Here is a 17,423-nt window from a genome sequence, read left to right on the forward strand (position 1 = left end):
ATCTATACATCCAAAAGGCTTCAAAACCTTCTCGAAATAATTATTTATTCTCGTTAAATAAATCTAATTTTTTAACCCAACTTGTTTTTCTTTCCAACAGAAAAACATCCACAAATAACAGCAAAAAAGCAAACCCCAAAAACCATTGAAATTGCGATTGAAAATCGGCCATTTCGGTCGCTTCAAATTCGGTTTTTTGAATATTATCTAAAGCATTCTTGATGTATTCCATCACTTCTTTGGTGTTATTCCCACTTATATATCCCCCTTTAGTCGTTTTTGCAATCACTTCTAAACTGGCTTTATTCAATTTAGTGATCACCACCTCATTGTTATTGTCTCTTTGAAAACTCTCCACAACCCCATTCCTTTTTAAGGGAATTGTCCCTCCTTTTTCAGTTCCAATTCCTATGGTGATAATTTTCATTCCCAGTTTATTGGCTTCTTCGGCAGCGCTTTCGGCTCCTTCCGAATGATCTTCACCATCCGAAATCAGAATCAATAATTTACTAGTTTTACTTTTATCATCAAAATAGGTGGACGATAATTTTATAGCTTCATCCAGCGACGTTCCCTGTGAGGAAACCATACCCGTGTTCATGCTTTGCAAAAACATTTTGGCCACTCCATAATCTGTGGTGATAGGCAATACTGGAAAAGCGCTTCCTGCATACGCCACAATTCCTATACGATCACTTCCTAACTGATTAATGATTTGGGAAACAATCTGCTTGCTTTTATCCAATCGATTTGGCGCTACATCTTCGGCCAACATACTTTTGGAGACATCAATAGCAAAAACAATGTCGATTCCTTCTCGCTTTACGGTTTCCATTTTGGTACCAATCTTTGGATTGACCAAACCAAGAATCAGTCCAAGCAAAGCCAAAATCAGTACTGATACTTTCAAAACGGGTTTAAAAACTGAACTTTCAGGACTCAGTTTTTTTACCATTTCTAAATCCCCAAACTCGCGTTGTTTTTTTCTTTTCCAATATAAATTGAACAGAAAAACCAACACCACCAAAGGCAATATAATGAGAAGATATAAATATATTTTTTCGTCTAATTCCATAATTTTTCTTAACCGCTAAGTTCACAAAGAAGGCGCAAAGTTCACAAGGCTTACTAACCTCTAAACTACTCACTTGATGACTTGTTTGTATATTATATAAAGCTTTTAAAAACTGTATTCCTTAATCCTATTTCCAGCAACAATAAAAAACCGGCAAACCAAATAAATGGTCTGAATTTTTCATCGTAATCATAGAATTTTAATTCTTCAATTTCAGTCGTTTCCAGTTTATTGATGGAAGCATAAATCTCCGCTAATTTGCTGTTGCTTGTTGCTCTAAAATATTTCCCATCTGTTTTTCTGGCGATATTTTTCATCAACTGCTCGTCAATTTCCACTTTCATCATTTGGAACAAAAATTTTCCGTTTGGCGCAATAGCATAAGGAAACATGGCCATTCCATTGGTTCCAATACCAACAGTATACACTTTGATTCCGTATTGTTTGGCAATATCCGATGCTGTTTCTGGCTCAATAAATCCGGCATTATTCACTCCATCTGTCAAAAGAATAATCACCTTGCTCTTGGCCTGACTGTCTTTCAATCTATTCACAGCAGTCGCTAATCCCATTCCTATTCCGGTTCCGTCCTGTAAAACATTATCATATTTAATGCTGTTGATAGCATCCAGAATAACTGCTTTATCGCTGGTTACCGGGGTTTTTGTGTACGCTTCAGAGGCATAAACCACAAGTCCAATTCTGTCATTTGGTCGTTCTTCAACAAAATCAGCGGCCACTCGTTTCAGGGCTTCCATTCTGTTCGGTTTCAAATCTTTGGCCAGCATACTTCCGGAAACGTCTATCGCCATGACGATATCAATACCTTTCGTAGTTTTTGTTTTATTACTGATATCTACCGTTCTTGGTCTTGCCATTGCAATTATCAGAGAGCATAAAGCCAAAACCCGAAGCACATTCAACATTGGTTTTAACTTGGTCAAATACGATCCTGTTCCTTTAAATCCTTCTAACGAGCTTATCTTTAACGTGGCTGATTGATGGTTCTTTTTTCGCATGAACCAGACAATTACAACTGGAATCAGCAGAAACAACCAAAAAAATTCTGGGTTTAAAAAAGTTATTTTCTCCATTATTTACTTGCTTGTTTTAATTCGACAGCATTCAAAACGCGTTCTGAAATTTCGTTGCCATACTTGTCTCCTTCTTCATGAAAAAGTAAAATTTGTTGTAATCCGCCTTCTTGACTGAACAATATGGCTTCATAATACATTTTTGCCGTGGTCTTATTTTCACCATCAACTTGAGAAAAAGTTCCGTAGGCTTTCAATCCTTTGACTCCTTCATTGGTTTCAAAATCTTCTTGTTTTACAATCATGTTTTGAGCTCCTTGCGCTTCCAGTGATTGCAACGCGCCATCCATAGATTTTGCCAAATCAATTTGTGTTTCCGCTTTGAATTTTAACGTAGAAACCATCACATAAAAACGGTCCAAAACACTTCCATACGCAAAGGATTGCATTTCTTTAATTAAGGCCATTCCGTCTTTAGGGAGTGTCTTTGTCAAATCTACTCTCTTGAGCACTTTTGGTGTTTCTATGATAATTCCTGGATTTCCGTATTCACTTTTAACCCATTCGCCTTCCAATAATTCTTTTGTAGGATGACCAATAATATTATCTTTTACATAGTCAAACCCTTTGGTAACAATGAAAAAAGTGGTGGTCGCTGCCAATAAAAAAACAACCGAAGCCACCGCAGTCACGATGCGTTTGTTCCTTTGCTTGCGCAACTGAATTTGGATTTGTTTTTGTCTTTGCGCCTCATTCAACAACGTGTCTTCCTCTACAGGAATTTCCACAGGAATTGAATTGTCTAAGGTCAAAATTACTTTTTGAATTTTATTGCGGTCTTCGGTAATTTCAAAATCCAATGGTTTTGACTTGGCAAATTTCACTAAATCGGCTTGTTTTAAAACACGTTCCAGATTTTCAATTATTTCCTGAGAAAGCGTCATTTTCTTTTTGACAGAAGCTGCTCTAAGTCCTTGAATCAGCTCCGAAGTTGTACTTTCCATTGCCGGAATTTCTATCGCTTCTTCAATATAGTTTCTGGCGATATCAGTCAATTCGCTATAATACGCTTTGACTTCTCCTTTTTGCCAAAGTTCCTTTTTCTCCAAAGTATCCAACAAAGTAGTCGCTTTCTCGATTGGCGTTTTATAAATTTCTTCCTGTAGTTTCTTTTCCTGGCGTTTTTTAATAAACCAATAAATAAAGGCTCCAATACCTATGATCAACGCAATGATCAACAGGTATTTCCACCAGTTTCCAATTGGGTTATCCGCTGGAGCAATATCCTTAATGTCGAACATTTTTTGTTTCAAAGTATCTACTTGAACATTCGCCACCTCTACCAAAAGCGAATCCGTAAGAAACGGTTTGCTGTTGATGAAAATCTTGATACTGGGAACCACGTATCTACCCGAATCAAATTGGGTTAAACCGTATTTTTTGATTAATTCGTAACGCCCGTCCATTTTGACAGTATCAATAGGATAGGACTGAATTACCTCTAAAGCCCCCAAGTTTTTTAGTCTAGGGAAAATCACTTTAGCCGAAGTATCAACAGTAGTTTTAATAGACAGTTTAAATTCGGCGCCAATTTTATTTTTAGTAGTATCAATGCTAGTAACCACTTGCTTTTGTTGTGCAAAAACAGCCGTAGAAAGCAGTAATAATAGTAGGTATAATTGTTTTTTCATCTTTTATTATTGAACCTCTTTCGATTTTTGATTGAGGATTAACGATTTTTGATTTCAGATTTGACCCAGAAACTTCGATTCGTTTTTCATCAAAAATCTAAATTTATTTCAGATTTGTTTTAGCTGTTTTAATACTTGATACGAAAATAGAAATTAGCTCATTAGCCTCAGTTTTTGCAATAGTTAGATTTGTTAAATCGGACGTTAAACTTGATTTTTCAATAATTTTTAAACAAACAAAGCTTTCTCTTAACTCTTTTAAACAAATGCCCATTTTATGAATAAAATCTTTACTGCTTTCTGCACTTTGTGCCTCTCCATAATTTAAAGCGGGAGAAGTTCCAGATCTAATTATTTGCCCAGCAAGATGATTTTCAGCATAGTTTTTTTCAAATTTGCTTGCAACGATTATTATTGTTGATGCAAAATCTATCAATCTATTTTCTAATTCTTGCTTGTTCACTTATTAAGTTTATATTTTTATTTTACCAATCTAAAATCCATTTTCCACTTCTACAAAATCTGAAATCAAAAATCGTTAATCAAAAATCCAAAATCATTATCTCGATTTGAAATAACTTAATAATTTCGTCACATAACTTTCGTCAACTCTAGTGTTTACTACTCCCGAGCCTGATTTACTGAATGTTTCTTTGAAATAGTTTACTTTATCGTGGTACTGTTTTTCATAATTCATTCGCACTGCTTTCGAACCGGTATTTATCAATTCTATTGCTCCAGTTTCAGCATCAAGCATAGAAACCATTCCTAAATCCGGCATTTTTTCTTCCCGAATGTCATACACGCGAATCCCCGTTATGTCGTGTTTTTTTGCAGCAATTTTTAATGTATGCTCGTAATCTTCCGACATGAAATCAGAAATTACAAATACAATTGCTTTCTTTTTTTGGGTTCCCGATAAAAATTTTAAGGCTTGCCCAATATCTGTTTTACGGCTTTTAGGCTGAAATTCTATCAATTCCCGAATGATACGCAACACGTGAGATCTTCCTTTTTTTGGCGGAATATACAATTCGATTTCATCCGAAAACAAAATCAAACCAATTTTATCATTGTTTTGAGTTGCTGAAAAAGCCATTGTTGCAGCAATTTCCGTAACAATATCTTTCTTAAATTGGTTTTTCGAACCAAAACTTTCTGAACCTGAAATATCAACCATTAACATCATGGTCAGTTCACGCTCTTCCTCAAAAACTTTTACGTGTGCTTCGTTGTATCGTGCAGTTACATTCCAATCAATTGCACGAATATCATCGCCATACTGGTATTGACGCACTTCACTGAACGTCATTCCACGTCCTTTGAAAGACGTGTGATACTCTCCCGAAAAGATGTGATCACTCAATCTTCGGGTTTTGATTTCTATTTTTCGTACTTTTTTTAAGAGGTCTTTTGTATCCATTTTTTTAGTAATTAGTGAATAGTGAATAGTGACTAGCAATTAACCACGGCTAATTACTAGTCACTTATTACTAATCACTTTATGGAACTTCTACTTCGTTTACGATTTTGTTGATGATGTCTACTGAAGTAATATTTTCGGCTTCGGCTTCGTAAGTAACGCCAATTCTGTGACGCAATACATCATGCACTACCGCACGAACATCTTCTGGAATTACATATCCACGACGTTTGATAAAAGCGTAGCATTTTGCGGCAGTCGCCAAATTGATACTTCCACGTGGTGACGCTCCAAAACTGATTAATGGTTTCAAATCAGCCAATTTATATTTCTCTGGGTAACGCGTGGCAAAAATGATATCAAGTATGTATTTTTCTATTTTTTCATCCATGTACACCTCACGAACTGCTTCTTGAGCACGCAAAATTTGTTCTACTGAAACAACAGCATTTACTTTTTCGTAACTTCCTTTTAGGTTTTGACGAATTACTAAACGCTCGTCTTCCATTTTTGGATAATCAATAACGGTTTTCAACATGAAACGATCGACTTGCGCTTCAGGTAATTGATAAGTTCCTTCTTGCTCAATTGGATTTTGCGTAGCCAAAACTAAGAATGGTCTATCTAACTTGAAAGTAGTATCCCCAATAGTTACTTGCTTTTCCTGCATGGCTTCCAATAATGCCGATTGCACTTTGGCTGGCGCACGATTAATCTCATCCGCAAGAACGAAATTAGCGAAAATTGGTCCTTTTTTTATCGAAAATTCATTTGACTTAATGTTATAAATCATAGTTCCCACTACATCGGCTGGCAATAAATCCGGCGTAAATTGAATTCTACTGAAAGATCCCTGAATGGCCTGCGAAAGAGTATTTATCGCTAAAGTTTTTGCTAATCCGGGCACCCCTTCTAATAAAATATGTCCCTGACCCAAAAGCCCAATTAACAAACGCTCGACCATGTGCTTTTGACCCACAATAACCTTGTTCATTTCCATCGTGAGAAGGTCTATAAATGCACTCTCTCTTTCAATTTTTTCATTGATTGCTCTGATGTCTAAAGTCGCCGTATTTTCTTCCATTTTATTATTTTTAAAACCTTGAATTTAATGCCTTCGTTTTGAAGGTGCAAATTGAATTTTTTTTTAGAAGTAAGATGTTAATAAATGGTTAAAACTTCGGCAAAAACCCTAATTTTAAGGACTAATTGTGATACAATTTTTATATTTTTAAGAACTTTGAAAAATATACTTTGAATTACAAGATTTACGCATTTCAATAAAAAATAAAAACCATGAGCAAAACAAAATTATCGCCCATTGTAGCGGGTGTAATGAATTGGGGAATTTGGGATAAAAATCTCAATACCAAAGAAATGGAAAACATGATTAATGTGTGTTTAGAAAACAAAATCAGCACCTTTGATCATGCCGATATATATGGAGATTACACCACTGAAACTGATTTTGGAAAAGCATTCGCTTCCAGCAAACTTGCAAGGGAAAAGATGCAATTAATTTCGAAATGTGGCATCCAAATGGTTACTGAAAACCGTAAAAACAACATAAAACATTACGAATATTCCAAAGAATACATCATCTGGTCTGTCGAGAACTCGTTAAAAAATTTACAGACGGATTATCTGGATGTGCTATTACTCCATAGACCTAGCCCACTGATGCATGCTGATGAAATTGCCGAAGCGGTTTTAAAATTAAAATCAGACGGAAAAATCATCGATTTTGGGCTTTCTAATTTCACGTCTTCACAAACAGAATTAATTCGTCAAAAAACAGAAGTTTTGTACAATCAGGTGCAGTTTTCGGCAACGAATTTTGAACCAATGGTGGACGGAAGTTTTGATTACATGCAAGCCAATACCATTCGTCCGATGTCATGGAATCCGCTGGGATCAGTTTTTAGAGAAGATATTCCACAAACCAGACGATTGAAAAAATTACTGGCGACCTTAGTTTCAAAATACCATTTTGGTTCTGATACTATTTTGCTTTCTTGGATTTTAAAACATCCGGCGCAAGTTATTCCTATTGCAGGAACAGTAAACGTAGCCCGAATTCAATCCTTGATGAAAGCTGTCGAATTAGAATTAGACCAAGAAGATTGGTTTGCCATTTGGTCCGCGAGCATGGGCAGTGATGTAGCCTAAATATAAATATCCAATATAATAAATTTAGAAAAAACAGAAAAAAATCATGAGTAAAACAGCCTTAGTGACTGGAGCCACCAGCGGAATTGGAAAAGCAACAGCACAAATATTAGCTAAAAACAACTATAAAATTATTCTTTGTGGACGCCGTGACGATCGCTTACTGGAACTAAAAAATGAACTTTCAGCATTCACTGAAGTACACACCTTATCCTTTGATGTACGCGATAAAAAAGCAGTTTTCGAAAGCATCAATTCTTTACCAGAGGCCTTTTCCACAATTGATGTTTTGGTTAACAATGCCGGAAACGCACATGGTTTAGATCCCATTCAAAACGGAAATTTAGACGATTGGGATGCCATGATTGACATCAATGTAAAAGGGCTTTTATATGTTTCGAAAGCTGTAATACCACAAATGATTGAGCGAAAATCGGGACATATTATCAACATTGGCTCCATCGCGGGAAAAGAAGTATACCCTAACGGAAATGTGTATTGTGCCTCTAAACATGCTGTTGACGCCTTAAACCAAGCGATGCGAATGGACTTGAATCCGTATGGAATTCGCGTTGGTGCCATTCATCCTGGTGCTGTTGAAACGGAGTTTAGCGAAGTGCGTTTCAAAGGAGATGTTGACAAAGCCGCCAATGTTTACAAAGGTTTTGAACCATTGCATCCAGAGGACATCGCTGATATCATTCACTTTGTTGTCTCCAGACCCTATCACGTAAACATTGCCGATTTGATGGTTTTACCTACTGCACAGGCATCTGCAACTATTTTAAAAAGAGATTAAATTATTATTTATTTCTATTAATTATTTTTAAATTTTTGAAAATCGCGAATTACAATTTGTTTTTAAAATGAATCAACAAGAAATTTTAATGAATAAAAAATTTACCGCAGATTTGCAGATTTTTAATTAATTTTAAATCTGTGAATCCGCGGTAATTTATTTTTTAAAAAGGATCGAAATAGTATTACTTCCTGAATGACAATAAAAAAGTAAATAGTAATGATCAACAAACGCATTCTTATCAAGAACTTGCTTGCTCACAATGATGAGAGCAGTTTTTATGATAAAAAGCGGCAGTTGAATTTACACACTCGCGAAGGAAAAGCCAAATTTTTAAAACACATCTGTGCCCTCTCTAATTCAAATCCTTCTAACAACTCCTATATTGTGGTGGGTGTGGAAGATCATGACAATCTTATTGTAGGCGACGATTTTTTTGACGACAGTCGGATTCAGAATTTAGTGAACGCCTATCTGGAAAATCCTCCCAAGATTCAATACGAAAATGTGCCTTTCCCAAATTTGCCAAAAGATAAAGTTATAGGATTAGTTACGGTCAAGCCAAAAAGCAAAACGTCCCATTTCAAAAAAGGAATTCACACGATTCCAGCCAACAGTATTTTTATACGACGCGGCAGCAACACGATGCCGGTTGAAGGAGAAATTGAAAAAAATTACCAGAATACGGAGACTGTAATTGGCATCGAAAACAATTCCCGAAACAGCATCGAATACACACTCGATGGCGTGATTGATTTCATGAATTTTCGGCACAAGGATATGGCGCCAAAATACAAAGTATTCAAAGAGTTATTTGTAATTTGCTGGGCAGGAATTGCCAAGAAATCACGGGAAAAAACCTATTTGTCGCGTGTAGATATTGAGTTAATAAACGAACAAATCAAGCTATTTTACTCGGCGCAGGATGTTGTCGAAATTACTTTTGACGAAGATACTTTTACTATAATTGAATACGTACCCTTAGGTTTGAATGACAAAACGAGCTACTATCCTTTAGAAAAGCAAACGATTCATTTTCATGATAACGGATATTACAAAATTGAAAGTGAAATGCTTTTTAAGCCGCCAGAATTCAACAAGAAAATGCTTTTTCACATTTATAATTCCAATATTGCTTTGCTAAAAAAGCTCCAAAAAGAAATTTCGCTATCCGAGCGGGAAAGGAAAGACTTAGAAAACTTACCCTCTACTTTTATGATTTGTTACCTCAACGGGTTTGATGAGGCAAAACAAAGATTGATTGATGCCAAAGCATTATTAAAGCCATTCAACCAAGTATATCTATCTTTTAAAGAAGCGTTGCGAATTTTGAGGAAAATGAAATATGATGTGCAGTAAATTAAAAACTCTTTCTCAATCTATAGGTAGAATATCCAAAAAACAGTAAAAGTAGTATCTTTCCAAAAAGGAATCCAAAACCAAAGTTATTTAGTTTTTGATAATGATATATAAAAATGTTCACTAAAATAAACAATAAATAGAGTGTGATTATACCGGAGATAAAAAACAATATTTTTTTCATTTTTTTAAAATTTGGCGATGGTTAATAAAAACCATCGCCATTTTATTTAATTATTTAGTTACGGTAGTGGTTGTTGGCGTGTAAATACTAAAAGTAATTGCAGCAATAAGACCATTTACAAATGATTGTCTTGTGAAAACAGTATAATCTGTTGCTCCTGCAGCCATTTCTTTAGAGTCTGACACTCCAACTGGTGCTAATCCACCAATAACATAGTGATTCCATTTTGTAACGCTTGAATTTCCTTGAGCTCCTTTACCCACAACACTTGTGTAAGAGAAACAAGATGTCAACATTACAGAAACTGCAAAAACTACCGATAACTTTTTAATTGTTTTTTTCATTCTTTTTCTTTTTTAAAAAATTAATATATTTAATTACTCTTATGGAGTCCATTTTAAAAACATGCTGTGCAATCTTAATTAAATAATGATTTTACTTAACGAAAGATACAATGTGTTTTTTTACTGTTGCCTGCATGGAAAACTGTTATAAGTACACTGATTGAAAACCTCAAGATTTAAAACATTCTTTGTATTAGAAAGTGATTTCAATTTTTACAAATCTATTCTCTTAAGCAAAATCTACGTGCAAGCTATACTCAGGTGAGCTACTACCCAAGTAAAATATCGTTTACCAAACTACAAATCACATGAACAAGGAATACTGTAATATCAATAATTGCGGTCATACTAGCGGTGTTTATTTTTGGTAAATCTAATCTGAAAAATTAAATAAAACAATCACCTAAAACAGTGATATTTCAGTTTCAAAAAAAAATAATCATGTTGTAAAATAATTAAAAAAAACAAACTAAAAAAGTCTGCTTCATCGCTCTTTTACTTAATTTTATAAACTGAAAAATAGTGCTTATTTTCTGCTATTTTTGCATTAATAAAAAGAACAATTTGTAGATGAGAACACTTGTTATAGGCGATATCCACGGTGGTTTGCGAGCGCTGCACCAAATTATGGAAAGAGCTAAAGTTACTAAAAGCGACACCCTGGTTTTTCTAGGAGATTATGTTGACGGATGGAGTCAATCCCCTCAGGTGCTTGACTTTATAATTGATTTAAAAACCAAGCAGAACTGTATTTGCATTCGCGGGAATCATGATGATCTCTTACTCGAATGGCTTGATGAAAGTAAAGACAACTTATTGTGGTACAAACATGGCGGGGAAGCGACCCTACTTGCTTATGAGTCCGTAAGTGCAGAAACCAAGCAGCAGCATATTGATTTTCTAAAATCGTTAGACAATTATTATCTGGATGCGCAACGGCGTTTGTTTGTTCACGCTGGTTTTACCAATATGAATGGGGTTGATTTTGAATATTTTCCAGGTCTTTTCTATTGGGACAGAACTTTATGGGAAACGGCTTTGGCATTAGATACAACAATGAAAAGCAATCACCCGTTTTATCCAAAGCGTTTTACTTTGTATGACGAAATCTACATTGGTCACACACCCGTTACTCGAATAGGGGAAACAACGCCTGTACAAAAGGCAAATATTTGGAATGTGGATACTGGAGCCGCTTTCAAAGGCCCATTAACCATTATGGATGTTGACACCAAGGAATTTTGGCAAAGTGAACCATTAGATCAATTGTATTTTGACGAGAGAGGTAGAAATTAGAATTATTAAACTACTTTTGACGCCATTTAAAAAATAAAAGCATAAAAAAGATTACTACATTACTCGTATTATTAACAGTCGGTTTAATCAATGCACAAGCATTCAAAGGAAAAGGCGATGTGAAATTTGACATAGGAGCGAACTTTCAAGATGGAGGATCTGGAATTCGTGTTTCTTCTGGTTTTGGTCTGGGAGAAAATATGTCATTTGGATTTGCCGCTTCGTACTTGTTATCTGTCTCCAACGATGATTTGGGAAACAAACCTGATTTTGGTGATAGAGTGGACATAAAAGGACGGTTTAATGCCAACTTGGGGAATGTTTTTAAATTAGATCCAAAAATGGATTTGTACCCAGGATTGGATTTAGGATTGCGTAATTTTGGTGCGCATTTAGGATTCCGATATTTCTTTACGGAAGGTTTTGGATTTTTCACTGAAGCAGGAATTCCAATTGCCAGTTACAAAACAAATCCAATAGGTTTTGATAAATTAAACAACCAATTCACGTTTAACATTGGTGCTTCGTTTAATTTGTAAAATACTTTTCACAACAATTTTTGAAGTAATTTGAAATAAAAAAAGGCAATTTGAATATTTCAAATTGCCTTTTTTAGTTTATTATATTTTGGTTCTACAAATCAAATTTGATTCCTTGTGCCAATGGCAGACTTGTAGTATAGTTGATTCTGAGAATATAAATTAAAGACTTGCTTTAACGAAAATTCGTTTTAATACACCATTTTTTTCAGTTCCTTGAACGATTAACTCAAATTGCTTACTTGTTTTATGGAATACACTACAGTGAATTAGTTTAATACGCCCAAGATATAAATTTTCTTTGAAGACTTTTACAGCTTTATTATCGTATTGATTATTCGGTTCTAATTCATATCTTAAAACATCTCCAACCGCAACCTTATCTGAAGGTATTTGACTTTCCAATAAATTAGTTATTTCCGTAACAAAGGATAAATTTTCTACAGGGTTAAAATGAGCCAAAAACTCAAAATTATCTGTCGGTAATAGTCCTTGAGTAAAAGCTAACATGTAATATTTATCTTCTTTTTTACTTAAATCAATATTCCAAAAATCATAAAAATCTTGTAAATCAGGTCTCTCACTACGCATTAATCTTTGACCAAAAATTTCAATTACATTTTCCGTATAAATTTTATCTTTAGTTGTATCCGGAAAGCCTTCAAAATGCACAAAACCTAACTTCTTAGCTTCTTCAACTCCATCCTGATTATATTGAAAGCGGATTCCTTCTGAGGCACTTTTTTTAATAGTACCAACAGAAATTCTTCTACTGCCTTTACCTGGTCTCCAGATAAGGTGTATGTTTCCTATTGCTTTCATAAATATTTGATTAATTTTTCAATGCGCAAAGTTACCAATTTAAACATCAATTGTTTTCTTGCAACCGATAATTTAAAGTTAATTAAATCCGTTGGAACATTTATATCAATTTTTTCAATTATATCTTCTATTGCATCGGAGTTATATTTCTCCATAACTCTACCTATAAACCTTTTCGTTTCAGCTGGATAGTATTCTAGCAATAATTCTATAAGTTCAAAATGCTTCCTTTTTTTAGTATTCCCTTCCCAATGAATCTCAGACTCACCCTTTCTAACATATGCTTCTATCATTTGAGAATCACCAAGCATTTTTACAACTTTTTCATCTGTATGTTCTCTTCCTAAACAACAACCACTATCATAAATGGGTGCAAATTTATGAGGGGCTAAATCTGCCTGTGCAATTAAATCTGATTTACTAAGTTTATTGTTGGTATCGTGTTTTTGGACTAACATTTCTCCCAATAATTTATTGAAGTTGTTTTTGATTTTTCCAAAAAAACCTATTTTATTACTTTTAAAATCTCTTTCAATAGTGTCAAATATTTCTTGATAGTAAGCAATTGTTCCCCAATTTTCTTGATGCCTGTCAGAATTTCCAATTATACAATCAAAAACAATAATTTCAATAATATTATCAATATGACTTCCTAAATAAAATTTATTCAACGCATTACAAATAAATTGAAATGTATAACCCTTTTTATCCTGACTTGGAATGTATTTTGAATTAAAACCAGTCAAATAAGCAACCCCTTCGGTCAATTTATTTTTCGAATTTAAAACCATTGACTTTGAAATACAACCTATTTTTTGTTTATGCTTAGTGTCATAAGCAATATTATAATCTAACATTGGAAAACCTAAAAATTGACCAATTTTAGAAGAAACAATTTCAGACCAAAACTCTGTTGGATAGCGAATTTCTCCTTGAGGTGTTTCTTTTGATCCTTTAAAAAAATACTCTTCATTTGTGTCGGGGTGCAAAGCAATGTATTTACTTCGAGTACCTCCAGTACTGTAATGAACATTTTTATGCCAACCTGAAATATCTGTAAATGTTGCTGCTAAATTGGCCATTAATATTTTTTTTGTCTAATTTATAAAAAAACGCTTTATCTAAATAAGACAAAGCGTTTAAATATAAATTTATTGTTAACTAAATTACTACAAATCAAATTTGATTCCTTGTGCCAATGGCAATTGGGTTCCGTAATTGATCGTATTCGTTTGTCTTCTCATGTATGCTTTCCAAGCATCTGAACCAGATTCACGTCCGCCACCCGTTTCTTTTTCACCACCAAAAGCGCCACCAATTTCTGCTCCAGAAGTACCGATATTCACATTGGCAATTCCACAATCAGAACCCGATTGAGAAAGGAACAATTCCATTTCTCTCATACTATTGGTAAAAATAGAAGAAGAAAGTCCTTGTGGAACTCCGTTTTGCAAAGCAATGGCTTCTTCAATTGTACTGTATTTCATTACATATAAAATTGGAGCGAAAGTTTCTGTTTGCACTATGTCTAAATGATTCTCCGCTTCAATAATGCAGGGTCTTACATAACAACCACTTTCATATCCTTCGCCTTCAACCAATCCGCCTTCAACAATTATTTTTCCGCCTTCTTTTTTGGCTCTTTCAATCGCATTCAAATAATCCTGAACAGCTCCTTTATCGATAAGCGGCCCAACGTGATTATTCTCATCCAATGGATTTCCTATTTGCAATTGACCATACGCATTTTTCAAAACGCTGATGGTTTTGTCATAGACACTTTCGTGAATAATCAAACGTCTAGTTGACGTACACCTTTGTCCTGCTGTTCCTACCGCTCCAAAAACAGCTCCAACTAGAACCATACTAATATCCGCATGTTCCGAAACAATAATTGCATTGTTTCCTCCTAATTCAAGGATGGTATTTCCAAAACGTTCTGCAACGGTTTTTGATACGTGACGTCCTATTCTAGTTGATCCTGTAAAAGAAACCAACGAAATTCTTTTGTCATTATTGATTAAATCTCCTGATTCGTTTCCTGTTACTAAGCAACTCACTCCTTCAGGAACATTATTTCTTTTTAAAACTGTTTTGATAATATTCTGGCACGCAATTCCACATAAAGGTACTTTTGAACTTGGTTTCCAAATCGCAACATCACCACAAACCCATGCAATCATGGCGTTCCAACTCCAAACCGCTACTGGAAAGTTAAATGCCGAAATGATTCCAACCGTTCCTATTGGATGGTATTGCTCGTACATTCTGTGCAAAGGTCTTTCAGAATGCATGGTTAATCCGTACAATTGACGGGATAAACCCACTGCAAAATCACAGATATCAATCATTTCCTGAACTTCACCATATCCTTCTTGAAGACTTTTTCCCATTTCATACGAAACTAGTCTTCCAAGAGGCTCTTTGAATTTTCTTAATTCATCTCCCATTTGACGTACGATATCACCTCTTTTAGGAGCTGGAACCATGCGCCATTCTAAAAATGCTTCTGATGCTTTTTGCATCGCTTTTTCGTAATCCTCTTTAGAAGACGTTTTTACTTTTCCAATTAAAGTCCCATCTGCTGGTGAATAACTTTCGATGATTTTTCCGTTGGCAAAATTAGCTGCTCCAGTTGATGTTCCTTCATTTATCTCCTCAATCCCTAATTGCTTAAGGGCATCTTTGATTCCGAATTGATCTGCTATTGTTATCATTGTAACTTTTTTATTAAAAATTGTTATATTTTTTTACAAATATATTGATTTAACGTGAAAAAATAAACATCGCTACTTTTATTTTATGCTTTTTAGCCCCGATAGAAGTGGCATCCTTTTGTGGTCTCGTTTTTTTACGAGACCACAAAAGATAGAACGGATAGCGGGATTAGCTCCTAAAACCGATACAAATTCAGCATTGAATTATTTTTTGGCAACAAATCTTGGGTCCGTTTCCATTACGGTTCCACATTTTTCGCAGGTTCTCAAGTGTTCAGAACTATAGAAATGTTCGAAATGAGGTAGAAAATCTTTCTCGATATCATGCAGTTCAAAATAGACTTCATGTAATTTATTATTACAAGTATCGCAAAACCAAAGCAATCCGTCCGTAAATCCTTTTCCGGCTCTTTTTCGTTCGATGACAAGCCCAATAGAACCTTCGGAACGTACGGGTGAATGCGGGATTTTAGCGGAATGCAGGTACATGTCGCCAGCATGAAGTTCCATTTCTTTTCGCACACCCTCATCTTGAATGATTACTTTAATACTCCCTTCAAGTTGGTAAAACAACTCTTCGGTTTCATTATAATGATAGTCTTTTCGAGCGTTTGGACCCGCAACTACCATCACGATGTAATCCCCGGATTCTGTGTATAAATTCTTGTTTCCAACGGGCGGTTTAAGAAGATCACGGTTTTCGTCGATCCATTTATTGAGGTTGAAAGGTTTTGCTACTGCCATATTTTCTGAGGTTCAAAGTTTCTAAGGTACTAAGGTACTAAGATTTTAAATTATAGAACCTACTAATTTCCCCTAAAAACATTAGCACTTTAGTTCCGCTTTTCTTTAATCAAATAAATATAGACGGGAAAATGATCACTAAATCCTATTTCGGTGGTGGAATGTCGTAACGGATAGCCTTTGTATTGTCCGCTCGTTTGTATCAAAAATGACTTGTTGTAAATTCCTGCTTTCCAATATCGAAAACTCGAATAGTCCGTTTGAAGTAAGGTTTCGGAAACCATTATTTGGTCAAAAACATCCCATGCATCCCGAAATGCAATGGTTCCAAATCCTTTTTTGGCCATTTCTTCGAATGGATTGTAAATCCCAAATGGCTGAACGTCTGCTTTTTTTGCTTTGGCACCAAGCCCTAATTTGACACTTTTATTATATGGTCCATCATTCAGATCCCCGAGCGTAATCACTTTTGCATTTGGATTGATGCGTTGCAGGGAATCAATTATTTTTCGGTTTAAAGCGCCGGCAGCTTCGCGGAACGGACTAGATTTTTTCTCACCGCCAGATCTTGACGGCCAGTGATTGACTATGATATTGATTTCTTCTCCGTCCAAAAACCCCGTTACCAAAAGTTGATCTCGTGTATAAACACGATAATTTTTTGTGCTTACTTCTAATTCATCATCTGTTTTTTCCTCGGAACTGGCTTTGGAACTTTCTTGCGTAACAGTTCCTTCTTTATAAATGTACAACGGAATATTGTTGTAACTCGTGGGCTGGAATTTCTTTTTCTGATACAACAACGCCACATCAATTCCTCGTTTGTCTGGCGAATCAAAATGGATGATTCCGTAATCTTTCTCGATTAGTTTGGGTTGCTTGACCAAATCCTCCAAAACGCCTCTGTTTTCTATTTCGCAACCGCCAATAAATGTGGGCGAATCTGTATTTTCAGCAGAACCTATTTCCGATAAAACGCGGGCTAAGTTGGTTAATTTCTTTTCGTATTTATCGAATGTCCAACGCTGCAAACCTGTTGGCGTCCATTCCTCATCAAAAGTATCTGGATCGTTTATCGTATCAAAAAGATTTTCAAAATTATAAAATGCAACGGTATGAATCACATATTTTTTCTGTTGGGCAGTAGCTTTTGGTATTGGAAAAAATAAAAAAAGAATAGGAATCCAGTGCGTAATTCTCATAAATGTTATTTATTTCCAGTCGGTG

At 35.1% G+C, this 17,423-nt stretch carries 17 protein-coding genes; 5 read left to right on the plus strand and 12 right to left on the minus strand.

Going from position 1 to position 17,423, the window contains the following annotated elements; translation table 11 throughout:
* Positions 1-40: 40 nt before the first annotated feature.
* From IWX83_RS03785 to IWX83_RS03810, 6 genes are all read right to left on the minus strand, one after another.
* Entirely contained in the window at positions 41-1,075 is a 1,035-nt protein-coding gene (locus IWX83_RS03785; protein ID WP_196827761.1) for a VWA domain-containing protein, read from the minus strand.
* Between the two features lie 92 nt (positions 1,076-1,167).
* Positions 1,168-2,169, minus strand: coding sequence for a VWA domain-containing protein (locus IWX83_RS03790; RefSeq protein WP_073354468.1), 1,002 nt, complete (start codon positions 2,167-2,169; stop codon positions 1,168-1,170).
* A complete protein-coding gene (locus IWX83_RS03795) occupies positions 2,169-3,800 on the minus strand; it encodes a hypothetical protein (protein WP_196827763.1) in 1,632 nt (543 codons plus the stop codon). The genes IWX83_RS03790 and IWX83_RS03795 overlap by 1 nt, the downstream gene beginning before the upstream one ends.
* Positions 3,801-3,903: 103 nt before the next feature.
* Positions 3,904-4,263, minus strand: a complete 360-nt coding sequence (locus tag IWX83_RS03800; RefSeq protein ID WP_073354462.1) for a four helix bundle protein — start codon at positions 4,261-4,263, stop codon at positions 3,904-3,906.
* 96 nt (positions 4,264-4,359) lie between these two features.
* Positions 4,360-5,223, minus strand: coding sequence for a DUF58 domain-containing protein (locus tag IWX83_RS03805; protein ID WP_132066334.1), 864 nt, complete (start codon positions 5,221-5,223; stop codon positions 4,360-4,362).
* Positions 5,224-5,302: 79 nt separating this feature from the next.
* A complete protein-coding gene (locus tag IWX83_RS03810) occupies positions 5,303-6,307 on the minus strand; it encodes a MoxR family ATPase (RefSeq protein ID WP_073354459.1) in 1,005 nt (334 codons plus the stop codon).
* 212 nt (positions 6,308-6,519) lie between these two features.
* Here IWX83_RS03810 and IWX83_RS03815 point away from each other — a divergent pair, with 212 nt between their 5' ends.
* The 3 genes from IWX83_RS03815 to IWX83_RS03825 all read left to right on the plus strand — a co-directional run bounded on the left by IWX83_RS03815 (position 6,520) and on the right by IWX83_RS03825 (position 9,550).
* Positions 6,520-7,392: an aldo/keto reductase family oxidoreductase gene (locus IWX83_RS03815; RefSeq protein WP_196827765.1), complete on the plus strand. Its 873-nt coding sequence runs from the start codon at positions 6,520-6,522 to the stop codon at positions 7,390-7,392.
* Between the two features lie 46 nt (positions 7,393-7,438).
* Entirely contained in the window at positions 7,439-8,191 is a 753-nt protein-coding gene (locus tag IWX83_RS03820) for an SDR family NAD(P)-dependent oxidoreductase (protein ID WP_196827767.1), read from the plus strand.
* A 219-nt stretch (positions 8,192-8,410) separates the two neighbouring features.
* Positions 8,411-9,550, plus strand: coding sequence for an ATP-binding protein (locus IWX83_RS03825; RefSeq protein WP_196827769.1), 1,140 nt, complete (start codon positions 8,411-8,413; stop codon positions 9,548-9,550).
* 234 nt (positions 9,551-9,784) lie between these two features.
* Here the strand turns inward: IWX83_RS03825 and IWX83_RS03830 are convergent, their stop codons facing one another.
* Positions 9,785-10,078: a Bor family protein gene (locus tag IWX83_RS03830; protein WP_073354450.1), complete on the minus strand. Its 294-nt coding sequence runs from the start codon at positions 10,076-10,078 to the stop codon at positions 9,785-9,787.
* Between the two features lie 570 nt (positions 10,079-10,648).
* Between IWX83_RS03830 and IWX83_RS03835 the strand changes: the two genes are divergently transcribed.
* Positions 10,649-11,374: a metallophosphoesterase family protein gene (locus IWX83_RS03835; protein WP_196827771.1), complete on the plus strand. Its 726-nt coding sequence runs from the start codon at positions 10,649-10,651 to the stop codon at positions 11,372-11,374.
* A gap of 41 nt (positions 11,375-11,415) precedes the next feature.
* On the plus strand, positions 11,416-11,913 hold the full coding sequence (locus IWX83_RS03840; RefSeq protein WP_196827803.1) for a DUF6646 family protein: 498 nt from the start codon (positions 11,416-11,418) through the stop codon (positions 11,911-11,913).
* Positions 11,914-12,075: 162 nt separating this feature from the next.
* Here the strand turns inward: IWX83_RS03840 and IWX83_RS03845 are convergent, their stop codons facing one another.
* The 5 genes from IWX83_RS03845 to IWX83_RS03865 all read right to left on the minus strand — a co-directional run bounded on the left by IWX83_RS03845 (position 12,076) and on the right by IWX83_RS03865 (position 17,398).
* Positions 12,076-12,735, minus strand: a complete 660-nt coding sequence (locus IWX83_RS03845; RefSeq protein WP_073354444.1) for a hypothetical protein — start codon at positions 12,733-12,735, stop codon at positions 12,076-12,078.
* A complete protein-coding gene (locus IWX83_RS03850; RefSeq protein ID WP_196827773.1) occupies positions 12,732-13,817 on the minus strand; it encodes a hypothetical protein in 1,086 nt (361 codons plus the stop codon). Before IWX83_RS03850 ends, IWX83_RS03845 begins: the two co-directional genes overlap by 4 nt.
* A gap of 87 nt (positions 13,818-13,904) precedes the next feature.
* Entirely contained in the window at positions 13,905-15,452 is a 1,548-nt protein-coding gene (locus IWX83_RS03855; RefSeq protein ID WP_196827775.1) for an aldehyde dehydrogenase family protein, read from the minus strand.
* 204 nt (positions 15,453-15,656) lie between these two features.
* Positions 15,657-16,196, minus strand: coding sequence for a 3-hydroxyanthranilate 3,4-dioxygenase (locus tag IWX83_RS03860; RefSeq protein WP_073354438.1), 540 nt, complete (start codon positions 16,194-16,196; stop codon positions 15,657-15,659).
* A gap of 89 nt (positions 16,197-16,285) precedes the next feature.
* Positions 16,286-17,398, minus strand: a complete 1,113-nt coding sequence (locus IWX83_RS03865; protein ID WP_196827777.1) for an endonuclease/exonuclease/phosphatase family protein — start codon at positions 17,396-17,398, stop codon at positions 16,286-16,288.
* Between the last annotated feature and the right edge of the window lie 25 nt (positions 17,399-17,423).

The organism is Flavobacterium sp. CG_9.1, from assembly GCF_015751645.1.
Classification (GTDB): Bacteria; Bacteroidota; Bacteroidia; order Flavobacteriales; family Flavobacteriaceae; genus Flavobacterium; species Flavobacterium xanthum.

What these genes read in the sequence shown, in the direction of transcription:
- IWX83_RS03785 (WP_196827761.1), bottom strand. Translation starts at nt 1,075, where the DNA reads ATGGAATTAGACGAAAAAATATATTTATATCTTCTCATTATATTGCCT.
- IWX83_RS03790 (WP_073354468.1), bottom strand. Translation starts at nt 2,169, where the DNA reads ATGGAGAAAATAACTTTTTTAAACCCAGAATTTTTTTGGTTGTTTCTG.
- IWX83_RS03795 (WP_196827763.1), bottom strand. Translation starts at nt 3,800, where the DNA reads ATGAAAAAACAATTATACCTACTATTATTACTGCTTTCTACGGCTGTT.
- IWX83_RS03805 (WP_132066334.1), bottom strand. Translation starts at nt 5,223, where the DNA reads ATGGATACAAAAGACCTCTTAAAAAAAGTACGAAAAATAGAAATCAAA.
- IWX83_RS03810 (WP_073354459.1), bottom strand. Translation starts at nt 6,307, where the DNA reads ATGGAAGAAAATACGGCGACTTTAGACATCAGAGCAATCAATGAAAAA.
- IWX83_RS03815 (WP_196827765.1), top strand. Translation starts at nt 6,520, where the DNA reads ATGAGCAAAACAAAATTATCGCCCATTGTAGCGGGTGTAATGAATTGG.
- IWX83_RS03820 (WP_196827767.1), top strand. Translation starts at nt 7,439, where the DNA reads ATGAGTAAAACAGCCTTAGTGACTGGAGCCACCAGCGGAATTGGAAAA.
- IWX83_RS03825 (WP_196827769.1), top strand. Translation starts at nt 8,411, where the DNA reads ATGATCAACAAACGCATTCTTATCAAGAACTTGCTTGCTCACAATGAT.
- IWX83_RS03830 (WP_073354450.1), bottom strand. Translation starts at nt 10,078, where the DNA reads ATGAAAAAAACAATTAAAAAGTTATCGGTAGTTTTTGCAGTTTCTGTA.
- IWX83_RS03835 (WP_196827771.1), top strand. Translation starts at nt 10,649, where the DNA reads ATGAGAACACTTGTTATAGGCGATATCCACGGTGGTTTGCGAGCGCTG.
- IWX83_RS03845 (WP_073354444.1), bottom strand. Translation starts at nt 12,735, where the DNA reads ATGAAAGCAATAGGAAACATACACCTTATCTGGAGACCAGGTAAAGGC.
- IWX83_RS03850 (WP_196827773.1), bottom strand. Translation starts at nt 13,817, where the DNA reads ATGGCCAATTTAGCAGCAACATTTACAGATATTTCAGGTTGGCATAAA.
- IWX83_RS03855 (WP_196827775.1), bottom strand. Translation starts at nt 15,452, where the DNA reads ATGATAACAATAGCAGATCAATTCGGAATCAAAGATGCCCTTAAGCAA.
- IWX83_RS03860 (WP_073354438.1), bottom strand. Translation starts at nt 16,196, where the DNA reads ATGGCAGTAGCAAAACCTTTCAACCTCAATAAATGGATCGACGAAAAC.
- IWX83_RS03865 (WP_196827777.1), bottom strand. Translation starts at nt 17,398, where the DNA reads ATGAGAATTACGCACTGGATTCCTATTCTTTTTTTATTTTTTCCAATA.